8 protein-coding genes and 1 pseudogene are annotated in these 14,621 nt (G+C 68.4%); 7 read left to right on the forward strand and 2 right to left on the reverse strand.

The features are described from left to right. Positions 1–13 precede the first annotated feature (13 nt). Both ALMP_RS40490 and ALMP_RS40495 read left to right on the forward strand, forming a co-directional pair. Positions 14–1,027 carry an aldo/keto reductase gene (locus ALMP_RS40490; protein WP_264937001.1) on the forward strand — a complete coding sequence of 338 codons (1,014 nt, stop codon included), beginning with the start codon at positions 14–16 and terminating at the stop codon, positions 1,025–1,027. After that, positions 1,018–1,740, forward strand: a complete 723-nt coding sequence (locus tag ALMP_RS40495) for a FadR/GntR family transcriptional regulator (protein ID WP_264937002.1) — start codon at positions 1,018–1,020, stop codon at positions 1,738–1,740. The genes ALMP_RS40490 and ALMP_RS40495 overlap by 10 nt, the downstream gene beginning before the upstream one ends. A gap of 78 nt (positions 1,741–1,818) precedes the next feature. Here ALMP_RS40495 and ALMP_RS40500 read toward each other — a convergent pair whose 3' ends face one another. Next, positions 1,819–3,771: an RICIN domain-containing protein gene (locus ALMP_RS40500; protein WP_264937003.1), complete on the reverse strand. Its 1,953-nt coding sequence runs from the start codon at positions 3,769–3,771 to the stop codon at positions 1,819–1,821. A gap of 657 nt (positions 3,772–4,428) precedes the next feature. Here ALMP_RS40500 and ALMP_RS40505 point away from each other — a divergent pair. The 3 genes and pseudogenes from ALMP_RS40505 to ALMP_RS40520 all read left to right on the forward strand — a co-directional run bounded on the left by ALMP_RS40505 (position 4,429) and on the right by ALMP_RS40520 (position 9,909). Then, entirely contained in the window at positions 4,429–5,877 is a 1,449-nt protein-coding gene (locus tag ALMP_RS40505) for a glycoside hydrolase family 43 protein (RefSeq protein ID WP_264937004.1), read from the forward strand. A 366-nt stretch (positions 5,878–6,243) separates the two neighbouring features. Beyond that, positions 6,244–7,560: pseudogene (locus ALMP_RS40510) on the forward strand (family 43 glycosylhydrolase); the annotation flags it as partial. 78 nt (positions 7,561–7,638) lie between these two features. Beyond that, positions 7,639–9,909 carry a glycoside hydrolase family 97 catalytic domain-containing protein gene (locus tag ALMP_RS40520; RefSeq protein WP_264937006.1) on the forward strand — a complete coding sequence of 757 codons (2,271 nt, stop codon included), beginning with the start codon at positions 7,639–7,641 and terminating at the stop codon, positions 9,907–9,909. A 389-nt stretch (positions 9,910–10,298) separates the two neighbouring features. On the opposite strand, the gene ALMP_RS40525 is transcribed toward ALMP_RS40520, so the two are convergent. Beyond that, positions 10,299–11,405, reverse strand: coding sequence for a ricin-type beta-trefoil lectin domain protein (locus tag ALMP_RS40525; protein WP_264937007.1), 1,107 nt, complete (start codon positions 11,403–11,405; stop codon positions 10,299–10,301). A 761-nt stretch (positions 11,406–12,166) separates the two neighbouring features. Between ALMP_RS40525 and ALMP_RS40530 the strand changes: the two genes are divergently transcribed. Together ALMP_RS40530 and trpC are read left to right on the forward strand one after the other, a co-directional pair. Continuing rightward, complete coding sequence (locus ALMP_RS40530) at positions 12,167–13,483, forward strand: ferredoxin reductase family protein (RefSeq protein ID WP_264937009.1); 1,317 nt, start codon at positions 12,167–12,169, stop codon at positions 13,481–13,483. A 263-nt stretch (positions 13,484–13,746) separates the two neighbouring features. Continuing rightward, positions 13,747–14,532, forward strand: coding sequence for an indole-3-glycerol phosphate synthase TrpC (trpC, locus tag ALMP_RS40535; protein ID WP_264937010.1), 786 nt, complete (start codon positions 13,747–13,749; stop codon positions 14,530–14,532). The last annotated feature ends 89 nt before the right edge of the window (positions 14,533–14,621 follow it).

Genomic DNA, 14,621 nt, shown 5'->3' on the forward strand with positions numbered 1-14,621 from the left:
CCAGGAGCACCACTTGCACCAGCGGAAGATCCAGAACACGTCCGTCTCCCTCACCGAGCTCGGCTTCGGGGCGTCCGTGATCGGCAACCTCTACCGCGTCACCCCGGCCGACGACGCGACAGCCGCCGTCGACGCGGCCTGGGCGGCCGGCATACGGTACTTCGACACCGCCCCTCACTACGGCCTCGGCCTCTCCGAACGCCGCCTGGGCGCCGCACTGCGAGGCCGACCGCCTGACGCGTACGTCATCTCCTCCAAGGTGGGCAGGCTGCTCGTGCCCAACGAGGAGCCACGCGGCGTCGACACCGAGGGCTTCGTCGTACGGGACGACCTGCGCCGCCAGTGGGACTTCAGCCGGGACGGCGTACTCCGCTCCATCGAGGACACGCTGGAGCGCACCGGCCTGGACCGCCTCGACATCGTCTACCTGCACGATCCGGACGACCACTGGCGCCAGGCCGCCGAAGAGGCCATGCCCACCCTCGCCGAACTACGCGACCAGGGCGTGATCGGCGCGATCGGCGCCGGCATGAACCAGTCGGCGATGCTCGCCCGCTTCCTCCGCGAAACCGCCGCCGACGTGGTCATGCTCGCCGGGCGCTACACCCTCCTCGACCAGTCGGCGCTGGACGACGTCCTGCCCGCCGCGCGGGAACTCGGCAAGAGCGTGGTCGCGGTGGGCGTGTTCAACTCGGGACTGCTCTCGCGCGACCGGCCCACCGAGGGCATGAAGTACGACTACCAGGACGCCCCGTCGGCCCTCGTCGTCCGCGCCCAGGCCATCGCCGAGGTCTGCGCGGCACACGGGACCACCCTGCCCGCCGCCGCGATCGCCTTCCCGTACACGCACCCCAGTATCATCAACGTCACCCTCGGCATGCGAAATCTCGAACAGGTCGTACGAAACGTGGAACTCCATGGTCAGCACGTCCCCGGCAGCCTCTGGGGCGATCTTCGCGCTCAGGGGCTGATCAGGTCGGACGTGCTCGCGGGGCACGGTGGGGGGAGGGATGCGCGGTGTCTCTGACGGACAAGGCCATCGAACAGATCCGTGAGCTGATCCGGACCGGTGCGCTGCCGCCGGGGTCGAAGCTGCCGCCGGAGCCGGACCTGGCCGCCCAGCTGGGACTGTCCCGCAACCTCGCCCGGGAAGCGGTCAAGGCACTGGCCGTGGCACGGGTCCTGGAGGTCCGGCGGGGCGACGGCACCTATGTGACCAGCCTGCAGCCGAGCCTGCTTCTGGAGGGTCTCGGCGGCGCGGTGGAGCTGCTGCAGGGCGACACGGTGGCCCTGCAGGACCTCATGGAGGTACGACGGCTCCTCGAACCGATGGCCACGGCCCTTGCCGCCACCCGGATCTCCGAGGCCAAACTGGCCGAAGTCAAGCGGCACTTGGACGCCATGCGCGAGGCGCGCGACGAGGTGGAACAGCTCAACGCCCACGACGCCGCCTTCCACCGCGCCGTCGTCTCGGCCACGGGCAACGAGACCCTCCTCACCCTCTTGGAGGGAATCTCCGGCCGCACCCTGCGTGCCCGGACCTGGCGCGGTCTGGTCGACGACAAGGCCGCGGGCCGCACCCTCGCCGAGCACGAGGCGATCTTCAACGCCCTGTCCGCCCGCGACGCCGCCCTCAGCCAGGCCGCCGCACTGCTGCACGTGAGCAACACCGAGCAGTGGCTGAGGGAACACCTACGCTCGGGCGAAGCCCTGCCCTTCGGGACGGCAACGCGGAAGTGACGTGCGGGCGCCGCCGGTGGTGCGAAGTGGTCGTCGAAGCATCCGGACCATCGAAGGCGTCGCCCGTCGTCGGGATCGTCAGACGGCGATGATCTGCCACTGCTTCTCAGGCGCGCGGTTGTACGTGGACTGGTTGATGTTGGCCCCGTCGGCGGTCGAGCCCCCGTCGACGTTGAGCGACAGTCCGCTGAACCGGTTGGTGAGGTAGAAGTAGCCGTCGCCGGTCGGCGTGACTGCCCAGTGCTGCTGGGGAACGTTGTTGTCCCCGTAGATGGCGACGTTCCCGCCCTCCACCCGTGAGAGTCCGGCCACTTCCATCAGCTTGCCGCTGTTCACGTTCTTGATCTCGTAGTAGCCGTCTCCCGTGGAGGCGAAGGTCCACTTCTGGGCGGTGTTGTTCAGCCACGGCCACTGCTGGATGTTGGTGCCGTTGGCGGCGCCGAAGTTGAACACGTCGGCGACTTTGCCGCTCTTGCGGTTGACGATGCGGTAGACCGTGCCGTTGCCCGGCAGGACTCTCGACACCAGGGCCGGCTTGGCCGTCCGGCCGCCGATCCTGACGCCGCCGATGTTGGCGTAGCCGCCGGTGGCCGCGGTGGCCTGGATCCGTACGAAGCCCACGTTCCGGGCGGGCCATTCGGCCACCTTGGTGGTGCGGTCGCCGGCCCAGGTGCCGGTGGCGACCTGGGTGAAGTCCGTGCCGTCGGTGCTGGTGGAGATGGTGTACGAGGTGATGTCGCCGTCGGTGGTGTTGTTGCGGTTCCACTGCTTGGGCAGGTACTCGAGGGTGGAGACGTTGCTCCACACCCCGCCCAGGTCGATCGTGATCGAGTGAGGCAGGGCCGGGGACAGTCCCCACGTCGACCAGCAGGTCTCGTAGCCCCTGTCGCTCAGCCCGTCGATGGCGTTGAGCGGTCCCTCGCCGGTGCGGAATCCGGTGGCGTAGGCGCTGACGGGGGTCACGGGATGTTCGGCGCGGGGCATCTGGGCGGGCAGTCGCGGGCGGGAGGTGTTCGGGCTCCATGCCGCCCCGACTTCGGCAAGTCGGTTGACGATGTTGGTGTCCAGCTTGCCGTCGCGGTTGGGCGGGCAGTTGAGGATGAACGAGGTGTACTTCGGTTCCAGGTCCGCCAGGTGCGACAGGATCGCGTCCTTGCTCATCAGGCCCTCGGTCGGCGTGGACGGATGCCAGAACCACCCGTTGCTGATCGTCTGTCCCTGCGTGGCGGCGTAGGTGTTTCCGGCCGGCGCGGTGATGCCCAGCGGCTCCTCGAAGTAGATCGCGTCGCCGAGGAACGGCACCGACAGCCCACCGTGGTCGATCATGACGATGTCCGGCTGGAGCGACTTCACGTGCTCGCGGATCCGCTGGTACGAGACGGCCTGCTGGCCCATCTGCCACGCGTAACCGTCGGTGACGAACATGTCGATGGTGCCGTAGTTGGTGAGCAGCTCGGTGATCTGACCGAGCATGAAGGTCATGTCGCTGGGCTGGATGGCATCGGTGATGTCGAGACCGGACACCCTGTGCCGGGTCTCCCACGCCTCGACGCCGAAGGTGCGGTCCCAGATCGAGTAGTAGAACCCCACCCTCAGCCCCTTCGCCCGGAAGGCGTCACAGTACGCCTTCACCACGTCCTGCTTGTAGGAGCTGTTCGCGACGTTCTGGGTGCCGTAGGCGCTCGGCCACAGGGCGAAGCCGTCATGATGCTTGGTCGTCAGGATGCCGTAGCTCATCTTCGCCGCCGCGGCGGCGGCGGCCCACTGGGCACAGTCCACGGCCGTCGGGGCGAACAGAGCGGGGTTCTGGTTCGGGGCGGCCCACTCCTCGTTGGTGAACGTGCCCAGGCTGAAGTGGTTGAACATGCCGAACCGCATGTTCACCAGCTTTTCCAGGTTGGTCTGGGGGTCCGCGGCGGCGGCCTCCGCCGGCAGGGGCGACAACGCGGGGGTCACGGGCAGCGCGGTCGCGGCCACAGCGGCGCCCGCGGCACCCAGCAGCGTGCGTCGGGACAGTCTTCCTGACGACATGGGGCTTACTCCTACGTCCAGGGGGGTTCGGCGTATGCATCTACGGGAAACCGCCCGTCCGTTCGCGGGAGGGAGGCCGTACGCCCCGACGATGTGGGCACGGGGGCATCCCTTGGCGGAGAGAACACACGAGTGGCGCGGTACTCCTGGGTGTCGGGTACCGGTGTTACGCATGAAGTTGGGCTATGTAACCCGTTCATGTCAACGGGTGTGCAGGGATGAACTGCCATACACGGGAAGTCGTTCTGCCTGCTAACGGCAGTGATATTGCGATTCGTCCATCGCTATACATCGCATGTCTGGCGCGTCCTTGCGGGTCCGACGGACCACTGCGGTCGGAGGTATTGACGCGTTCTGATTCCCAAGCTTAACGTCTGCCCGACCATACGAACATCGTTCGATTTGTCGAACAACTCGCCTCGGCGGACTGGGAGTCGGCTACGGAGGCTTCCTTCCACCGAGCACTGGGAGGCACACCGCACGGCGCGACAGCGGTCAGGACCTGGAGGCGGAGACCGGGTCGACCACCGCTGACTTCGCCGTACCCGAAGGCCGTTGGGCTTGGACGCCAACACCGAGACCGAACTTCCCCCGCGCCACCCCGATTTGGGCAACTTTCGCCCGGTGATGGCCTTTGCAGAACGACAGGAGACACATATGTCCGCGCTTCGCGCCCGGCTGTCGGCGATATTGCTCGCCGTATGCCTGCTCCTCACATCCCAAGCCTTGATCACACCGGACCGGGCGGCCGCTGCCGACCCGGGTTATCTGATGCTGCACTTCACCGGGGAGGGGTCGACCGGTCAGCAGATGTACCTCGCGCACAGCGCGGACGGTCTGCACTGGAACGACCTCAACGACGGAGCATCGATCCTGCGCTCCACGGTCGGCACCAAGGGGGTGCGTGACCCCGCACTGGTGAGATCCCCCGACGGCAGCAAGTACTGGATCATCGCGACCGACCTGTGCTGGGGCTGCGGGTCGACCGTGGACGGCTCCATCAACAACGGCAGCCGCAGCATCGTGGTGTGGGAGTCGACGGACCTGGTCAACTGGTCGGAGCCGTGGCTGCTCAACGTCGCCGGCGCGATCCCCGACGGGCGCAACGCGTGGGCGCCGGAGGCGATCTTCAACCCCGCCACCAACGACTACGTCCTGTACTGGGCGACGAACGTGCCCCTCGACGGAAAGACGAAGCACCGCATCTTCTACGCCCGCACCAGCGACTTCCGCACCATCACCACCCCGCAGATCTACATCGACCGCCCCGGCGCCCAGGAACTCATCGACACCCAGATCGTCGAGGTGCCGGCCGGCGTCGGCAACTTCCGCTACGTACGCGCCTCAGGTGACGGCCAGATCACCCTCGAAGGCAGCAACTCGATCCTCGGGACGTGGACGAACCTCGGCGACCTCTCCGGCATCGGCCTGACCGGCGCGGCGGGCACGACCGGCACGGCGGTCGAGGGTCCGATGTGGATGAAGTTCCGGGACCGCAACGAGTGGGCCCTGTACCTCGACCAGTACGCCATCCGCGGCGGGTACATGCCGGTCACGACGACCAACCCCTCCGCCCCCGGCACCTACCAGATCCCGGCATCGGGCAGCTACAACATGGGTGTCAACAAGAAGCGCCACGGCTCGATCCTGAACCTCACGGCCGCCGAGGAGACGCGCGTCCTCGCCCGCTGGCCCAGCACCCCGGCCCAGCGGCTCCAGTCGTTCAACTTCCAGGACCGCTACGTGCGGCACGCCAACTTCGACGTGCGCATCGACCAGAACATCACCGGCCCCGACGCACAGTTCCGGCTGCGGCCCGGCCTGGCGGGCTCCGACACCGTCTCCTTCGAGTCGGTGAGCCACCCCGGGTACTTCCTGCGGCACGCCAACTACGACTTCCAGCTGGTCCGCAACGACGGCACCGCCCAGTTCGCCGCGGACGCCACCTTCCGCCAGGTCGCCGGCCTCGCCGACTCCACCTGGTCCTCCTTCCAGTCCTACAACCACCCCGACCGCTACATCCGCCACTACGCCTACCAACTCCGCCTCGACCCGATCAGCACCGCGACGGGACGCAGTGACGCCACCTTCCGCGTGACGAACTGACCCGACACCGACCGGGATGCCGGCGCCTTCACGGCGAACCCCTCGCCAGCCAACCGCCCACCAGCGGAGCAGGCGCCGGCTTCCCTCCACGAGCCATCCCGGCGACCCCGACGTCCGACCACACGTCTCCCCACCGCCGACCGCCACCGAGTTCAGCGGGGCCGCGTCCGGTCGACCAACTCGCGGTGATGATGACCGCCGAGGTCTCGCGCGCGCCCTGCCACAGCCATGTCTTCTTCAGGATGTGAATCCATGCACAGCGTGAGATTTTCCGGCCGCCGCAGGTTCCGGCCGGGCGCTCTGGCCGCCGCGGCCGCCGCCTCGCTCCTGTTGGGCCTTGCCGGCCCTGCCGTGCCCGCCCAGGCCGCGGAGAGCCCGGTCCTGCCAGGGCTCACCGCCGACCCGAACATCATCCGCTTCGGCGACACCTACTACATGTACCCGACGACCGACGGCTTCCCGGGCTGGGACGGCACGCAGTTCAAGGCGTACTCCTCCAAGGACCTGGTCAACTGGAACGACCACGGCGTCATCCTCGACCTTGGACCGGACGTCAGCTGGGCCGACATCAGGGCCTGGGCGCCGGCGATCGAGGCGAAGAACGGCAAGTACTACTTCTACTACTCCGCCGACACGAACATCGGCGTCGCGGTCTCCGACTCGCCCACCGGTCCGTTCAAGGACCCCCTGGGCAAGCCGCTGATCGCCCGCGGCGCGTACACGGGCCAGATGATCGACCCGGCGGTCTTCACCGACGACGACGGCCAGTCCTACCTCTACTGGGGCCAAGGCCGCGCCCGCGTGGTGCCGCTGAACGACGACATGATCTCCTTCGACGCCTCGAAGGTCCGCGACATCACACCTAGCGGCTACAACGAGGGCACCTTCGTCATCAAGCGCAAGGGCACCTACTACTTCATGTGGTCGGAGAACGACACCCGCGACGAGAACTACCGCGTCGCCTACGCCACCGGCCCCTCGCCCACCGGACCCTGGACCAAGCACGGTGTGATCCTCGAGAAGGACCTCTCGCTCGGCATCAAGGGCACCGGCCACCACTCAGTCGTCCAGATCCCGAACACCGACGACTGGTACATCGCCTACCACCGCTTCGCCATCCCCGGTGGCGACGGCACCCACCGCGAAACCACCATCGACAAGCTGGAGTTCACCTCGGACGGCCTGATCAAGAAGGTCGTCCCCACTCTGAGCAGCATCGACCCGGTCACCGCCGGCACGGCCCTGCCGACCGACACCACCCGCTCGCTCCGATCGGCCAACTTCCCCGGCCGCTACGCCGTCGTGCGCTCGGACGGCCTCGGCTACCTCGACCCGGTGACGTCCTCCAGCACCACGGCGGTCAAGCAGAGCGCAACCTTCACCATCGTCCCCGGCCTGGCCGACTCCAAGTGCTACTCGTTCCGTGACACGTCCGGCCGCTACCTGCGCCACAAGGACCTCCGGATCCGCTTCGACGCGAGCAACGGCACGACGCTCTTCAACAAGGACGCCACGTACTGCGCGCGTCCGGGCGCGACCGTCGGCTCGGTCAGCCTGGAGTCGTACAACTACCCCGGCCACTACCTCCGCCACTACTTCTACGAGCTGCGCATCGACCGCTACCAGGACAACGCCACCTTCCGCGCCGACAGCTCCTTCACAGCGGTCAGCCCCTGGGCCTGACCAAGGCAACGTCCCTCCCGCTCCCGGCGTGAGTGATGCGCCGCGGACCACCTGCAACCACCTCACACGGAAGGCCCCATGAGACTCCTCCAACGAAGCGGGATCCGAGTCGCCGGTACGGCCGCCGCCGTCCTCGCCGGCATAGGTTCGGCGGTCACTGCGCCGCCCGCCTCCGCCGCCACGCCGGGGAACTGGACCTCGGTCCAGCCCGGTGTCGCACAGACCGGCTGTGACGGCGTGCGCGCCACCGTGGCGCTGGACGCGAACGGCGCCCTCTCGCTCGGCGCGACCTGGAACTGCCGCCAGGCCCTGATACCCGCTCCGATCGGCCTGGTGACCAGTCAGGCCGACTTCACCACCGGACTGGACTTCGTCAGACGCACGGATACGCCCGTCTCGTACAACTACGAGGTCGAAGCGGGGAAGTCCCGCGTCCGGACGCGGTCCGCGACCGAGACCAGACTCGTGTTCGCGAAGGGCTCCGCGCAGATGACCGTGCACGTCCGCACGTCCGCGGATGGTATGGCGCTGCGCTACGAGCTGCCGTCGGGTGCGACGGTGTTGAGAGAGGTGACGTCGTTCGAACTGCCGACCGACGCCCAGCTGTCCCGGCAGGAGTTCAGCCCCGATCACGAGAGGGGTTATGTGACCTCTACGGTCGCCGAGGTCCCGACGGGCTCCTACGACATGGGCATGTTCGCCCAGCAGAGCAACGGCGCGCGGGTGCTGCTCGCCGAGTCCGGTGTGGACGGTGGCTATTCGGGTGGCCGGTTCACCCACAGCCAGGGCACCGGCCGGTTCACCGTCGCGCTGGCCGACGCGCAGATCGTGCGGTCCGGCGCGTTCACCACAGCGTGGCGCACCGCCACCATCGGCAGCACGGCGACGGTCGTGGAGTCCACGCTGGTCGACGACGTCGCACCCGCGTCGAAGATCTCCGACACCTCGTGGATCAAGCCGGGTGTCGCCGCGTGGCCGTGGCTGGACGGCATGTGGAACACCCAGCGCGACCTGACTAAGCTCAAGCAGTGGGCCGACTACGCCTCCTCGCAGGGCTGGCCCTACCTCCTCGTGGACGACGGGTGGAAGGACAACCAGGCGATCATTCCCGAGCTCGTCGCCTACGCCCGCGAACGCGGCGTGCGGATCATGCTCTGGTACCACTGGCAGGACCTGGACACCGCCGCCGAGCGGGACGCCCAGTTCACCAAGATCACCGGGTGGGGTGTCGTCGGCGTCAAGATGGACTTCATGGGCTCCGAGGCCCAGGCCCGTCAGCAGTGGTACGACGCGGCCCTGGCCGACACCGCCCGCTACAAGCTGATGGTCGACCTGCACGGCTCGCGCCTGTCCGTCGGCGTCCACCGCACCTGGCCGCACGTGCTGACCAACGAGGCCGTACGGGGCGAGGAATACCCCAACGGCCGGAACATCGGGCACGTGGCCGCGCTCCCGTTCACGCGCGGCCTGCTGGGCCCGGCCGACTACTCGCCGATGAGCTTCCAGCAGGGCAACCCGAACAGCGACGCCGCCGAACTCGCCCTCGGTGTGCTCCTGGACAGCGGCATCATGCTGCCCGGCAGCCGCATCTCGGACTACGAGGCCCGGCCCGAGGCGCAGCGGTGGATGCGCATGCTGCCGACCGTGTGGGACGAGACGAAGTACGTCTCGGGCGACCCGCTCACCGGAGGGGTCATCGCGCGCCGCGACGGCGACCGGTGGTTCGTCGGAGCTCTCAGGCGCGGCGGCGCCGGCACCATCAGCTACCCGACCACGTTCCTCGGCTCCGGTACCTGGCACGCGGAGATCACCACCGACGGCTCTGGCGGCCTGACCCGTACCAGCAAGGTCATCCAGGCCGGTGACACACTGAGCGTGCCGGCGGTCGCGAACGGCGGCCATGTGGTCAGGCTGACCAAGGTCCCGGTCATCCCGACCGGGAACCGCACGGTGACCATCGCCGGCAGCAGCCACGTACTCGACGTGAAGAGCGCAAGCCTCGCGAACGACGCCGCGATCATCCGCTGGCCCAGCACCGGCGGCACCAACCAGCGCTTCGCATTCGTGCCCCTCGGCGACGGATACACACGGATCGTCAACCAGGCGAGCGGCAAGGACGTCGTCATCCGGTGGGCCTCCCGTGACGCGGGCGCCAAGGCCGTCCAGTACTCGTACGAAGACAACGCGAACACCAACGAAGAATGGCTGGCGGAAGACGCCGGCAACGGCCGTATCCGGCTCCTCAACCGCCACAGCGGTCTCTACCTCACCGCGGGCAGCGCCCAGGGCGAGCAGCTGGAGCAGCGTCCGTTCGACGGCGCCGACCACCAGCTGTTCACCGTCTCCTGATGCCGCTGAACGAGACAGCCGTGTAACGGCCATCACTGGGTCAGAACCCTGCGCCCCCAGGCCGGGGCCGTGGTCGAGGGCGACGGCCGCGGTGACGGCGGCGGTGGCCACGGCGTCCGTCCGTCGAGCCCGCCGACCGTCATCGGCGGGAGTCTTCCATCCGGAACCAGGGCTGGTCGGGGACGACGTTCTCGGACAGCCCTGGCGGCACGACCACGGACCGCGCCCCGGTGCGCCGTCGCGCACCCGACGGCGGCCGAGGCACCGGCCGCTCCCACCGAGCGGGAAACATGCTGCAACTGCCGGATTCGTCGACGGTCCCGGACGAGGCCCGCACCCGGACGGCGTCCGGCCGGGACCTGAGCCGGACTCAGGTCCCGGGAGCGGGTTCATCCGGCGGTCAGAGTGGTCCACTTCTGGTTGGAGCCGCCGTTGCAGTCCCACAGCACGAGCTGAGTGCCGTCGGCCGTGGAGGAGCCCGGGACGTCGAGACAGCGGCCAGAGGCGGGGTTGCGGTAGCCGCCGTTGTAGGGCTGCCAGACCTGGTTGGCGCCGCCGTGGCAGGACCAGAGCTGCACCTTGGTGCCGTTGGCGGTGGCCCCGCCGGCGGCGTCGAGGCACTTGCCCATGGAGCGCAGGGTGCCGTCGGTGTAGGCGGACCAGTACTGGTTGGCGCTGTCGCCGCAGCTCCACGTCTGGACGGCGGTCCCGTTGGCGGTGCCGGCGCCGTTGACGTCCATGCACTTGCCGGCGATGCCGGACTGTACGCGTGCGGGGGCGGGGGCGGGGTTCCTCAGCCACCCTGCGCTGTCCGCGGCCTGGACGCCGCGGTGGAAGGCGTCGGCCATCTTCTGGTAGCCGGCGTCGTTGGGATGCAGGGGGTCGGCCAGGTCGGCCGTGGTCAGGCTGCTCATGTCGACGAATGCGACGCGCTTGCCCGCGGCCTGTGCGTCGCTGACGATCTGGCGGGTGGCCTGGTTGTACGTGCCCCGCCACCGCTCCTCCGAACTGCTGGTGGACACGACCAGGGAGGCGACGAGGACGGTTGCGTCGGGGACGTCGGCGGTGATCTGGTTGACCAGCGACCTCAGCCGGGCGATGGCGCTGTCGACCTCGGAGGCCCCTTGGAGGTCGTTGGTACCGATGTGCAGCGTCACGACGTTGGGCCGGTAGCGGGTCAGCGAGGCGTCGGCAAGGGCGGCGATCTGGTCGATGCGGTATCCGGAGTGGCCTTCGTTGTCGGGGTCGGACATCGACCCGTTCCGCACCGTGCCGACGAAGTCCAGCGGATGGCCGTCCGCCGCAAGCCGGTTCCACAGCGGAGCCCGGTAACCGTTGCCCGTACTGCTTCCCACACCCCAGGTTATCGAGTCGCCCAACGGCATGACTCGCAAAGGGGTGTCGGGGGCGGCGGAGGCAGGGGTCACACCTGCCACGGTGACCCCGAGCGCGGCAGCGACAAGCGAGATCAAGGGTAGAACCCGGGATTTTCTCATGCAGCGTCCTCTTCTGCGAATGAGTGCTGAATCAGCGGGGATGATCGCCGTTCGTGTCAGCAACTCGGCCGCAACGCCTTCCCTTCGGCGACGGCCGCCTGACGTACTGGCAGAACGGGTGGGTGGGGAGCACGCACCGAGCGGGTCGGCCCTGACCCGCCTCGCAAGCGCATCCGTATAGATACCACGATCCCGCTGGAACATCCCATGAATCGCGGGGAATTTAGGGGTCGGTGGCACGAGGGCGAGTCCAGTGCTGTTTCGTGCCGAGGTAGCTGCTGGTGCGGCCTTTTCGCCGATCCGTCCCTCGCCGATGTAGGCCCACGAACATCCTATGTCTGACACTGCTGGTGTTCAGTCCTCTGATCACGCGCCCCGTGTCGTCGGCGCCGCCGATCGCAGTACGACGGCGCTCGGGTGCCGGACGACGGGCATGACGACGTCGACTTGTGAACATCAACAGCCCTGTGATGGCTTGTGGTTAAGGCCTTAATCGCTCAACCTACCCAGCGACGGCCGCCGGGTCGGCCGCCTGTGAAGGGGTTGGAGTTCACCCCGTAAGGCACGGTGTGGTCGGCTCGACCATCGTGCTGACCCGCGGCACGAGAACGGTCGACGCTTTGCAGATCAAGTTCCGTAGTTTTGTCGCAACCGGAGCCAGTATCAGGTGAGGACGCTGGGATCCTTGCGACCTTGCAGGTACCGGGCGCGAGTGCGTCACATGGGCAAGAGGGGAAGCGGTGGAGGCGACGATTTCAAGGGTGCGGCAAAGCACCATACCTCCGGTCGTTGCGGCGCGGTGGGCGCTGTGGACGTTTGTCATCACCAACTTGGTGGTCGTCGAGGCCCTGTTCCTCACCGCCGGGACTGGCAAGAACGGGGTGCTCACGGTCGCCAAGTTCTTCGGCCTGCACGCCGCCGCGCTGATGCTGTTCCAGCTGCTGCTCGTGGCCCGGCTGCCGTGGCTCGACCGCCGCATCGGCATGGACCGGCTGACAGTGTGGCACCGGTGGGTCGGCTTCACCCTGCTGTGGACCATCCTCACGCACGCCTTTCTGGTGGTGCTGGGCTACGCGAGGCTCGATGACGCGTCGATGACGAAGACGTTCTTCGCGCTGGCCGGAGTGCCGGCCTCCCTGCTCGGGATGCTGGCCGCGGCGATCGTCGTCGTGGTCGGTGTGGTCTCCGCCCGGTATGTGAGGCAGCGGCTGCGGTACGAGACCTGGCACGGCCTGCACCTGCTGCTGTACCTGGCGTTGGGGCTGGCGTTCGTCCACCAGCTGCAGGAGACCACGACCTTCAGCTCGTCCACGCTCGCGATGATCTACTGGTGGGCCCTGTGGCTGTTCGCGTTCGGTGCCCTGGTCACGGGGCGGATCGTCATGCCCCTGTGGCGCAACGCCTATCACAGATTCCGGGTCGCGGAGGTGGTGGCGGAGTCGGACAACGTGGTGTCGGTGCGCGTCACCGGCCGCCACCTCGACAAGCTGCCGGCCCGGGCCGGCCAGTTCTGCATCTGGCGGTTCCCCGGGCACAACCACTGGTGGCTGGCCAATCCGTTCTCGCTGTCGGCGGCACCCGACGGCCGTACGTTGCGCCTGACCGCCAAGGCGGTCGGCAGCACCAGCGCCGGCCTGCGGCACGTCCCGGTCGGGAGCCGCGCGTTCGTCGAGGGGCCGTACGGGGCGTTCACCTCGCTGCATCGAACGCGGCCCGGCGCACTCCTGATCGCCGGGGGAGTGGGGATCACGCCGGTTCGCGCCCTGCTGGAGGAGGAGCCGGCCGGTGATGTCGTCGTGCTGTACCGGGTGCGCAGCGAGAACGACGCCGTGCTGGTCGACGAGGTCCGAGCTCTGGTCGCGGACCGCGGCGGACAGCTGCACCTGCTCACCGGCCGCACGGGGGAGGGGAACCCGCCGTTCGAGCCGGACAGTCTCCGTGCCCTGGTCCCCGACATAACCGAACGGGACGTGTACGTCTGCGGCCCGCCCGCGATGACCTCGGCCGTGCTCAGCGCCCTGCGCAGCCTGAAGGTTCCCCAACCGCAAGTGCACGCCGAGCGGTTCGGCCTGGCCTGAGCCCCGCCTGCGGCGGCATCCGGCTCAAGACCGAAGGCAGTGAGGCTGCATGCAAAGCGCCGAGCGCCTGCATGCAGCCTGAGGCGACACTTCACGGGTCATCCGCGAGAAGTTCAACCTCCGTGCCCCGTGGCCGGCCGGCACGCATACCATGATCGATCCGAATAGCCGTCTTCTGAGCACGACTTGGACGTGGGTGATGCACGGCCTCACTCAAGCCGGAGGACGTCCGCAGCGGCAGACAGTTCGACAAGGAGAGGACAATGAGCGTTCTCGATGAGATCCTCGCGGGAGTCCGCGAAGACTTGGAAGAGCGTAAGCGTGCGACGCCGCTGGCAGAGTTGCGCTCCCGGGCAGCGGACGCGGCACCCGCGATCGACCCCCTGCCCGCCTTCCGGGCGCCCGGGGTGTCCATCATCGCCGAGGTGAAGCGAAAGAGCCCCAGCAAGGGTGAGCTGGCGGACATTCCCGATCCTGCGTCCCTCGCGGTCCAGTACGCGGCCGGCGGTGCCGCCGCGATCAGCGTGCTGACCGAGCGCAGGCGTTTCGGCGGCTCTCTCGCCGACCTGGACGCCGTACGCGCCCGGGTCGACGTGCCCGTCCTGCGCAAGGACTTCATCGTCGACCCCTATCAGCTGTGGGAAGCCCGCGCACACGGCGCCGACCTTGCGCTGCTCATGGTCGTGTCGCTGGACGACGGCCAACTCGCCGACTTGATGGGACTGTGCAAGGAGTTGGGTCTCACACCGCTCGTGGAGGCGCACACAGCCGACGAAGTGCGGCGCGCCGCCGCCGCAGGCGCCGAGCTCCTCGGCATCAACGCGCGGGACTTGACCACGCTGGATGTGGATCGCAGCGTGTTCGCCGACCTCGTGACAGCCATCCCGGAAGGCACGGTCAAGGTCGCGGAATCGGGAGTGACGGGCCCGAAGGACGTGGCGGAGTACCGCGGTTGGGGAGCCGACGTGGTACTGGTCGGTGAGGCACTGGTCCGCTCGGGGGCCCCGAGCACCGCCGTGCGCGAGTTCATCGAGGCGGCCGGAGCGTAGCGGCGTCCGGCTCGGCCCGTGGCATGCCTCGACATGCCGAGCCGAGCCACCGGACTGCATGCCGGCCGTCAGCGGCGGGCCAGGCGTCG

This window comes from Streptomyces sp. A012304 (assembly GCF_026008495.1).
GTDB lineage: Bacteria > Actinomycetota > Actinomycetes > Streptomycetales > Streptomycetaceae > Streptomyces.

Coding starts and splice junctions, on each gene's coding strand:
- ALMP_RS40500 (WP_264937003.1), bottom strand. CDS start 3,771: ATGTCGTCAGGAAGACTGTCCCGACGCACGCTGCTGGGTGCCGCGGGC.
- ALMP_RS40505 (WP_264937004.1), top strand. CDS start 4,429: ATGTCCGCGCTTCGCGCCCGGCTGTCGGCGATATTGCTCGCCGTATGC.
- ALMP_RS40520 (WP_264937006.1), top strand. CDS start 7,639: ATGAGACTCCTCCAACGAAGCGGGATCCGAGTCGCCGGTACGGCCGCC.
- ALMP_RS40525 (WP_264937007.1), bottom strand. CDS start 11,405: ATGAGAAAATCCCGGGTTCTACCCTTGATCTCGCTTGTCGCTGCCGCG.
- trpC (WP_264937010.1), top strand. CDS start 13,747: ATGAGCGTTCTCGATGAGATCCTCGCGGGAGTCCGCGAAGACTTGGAA.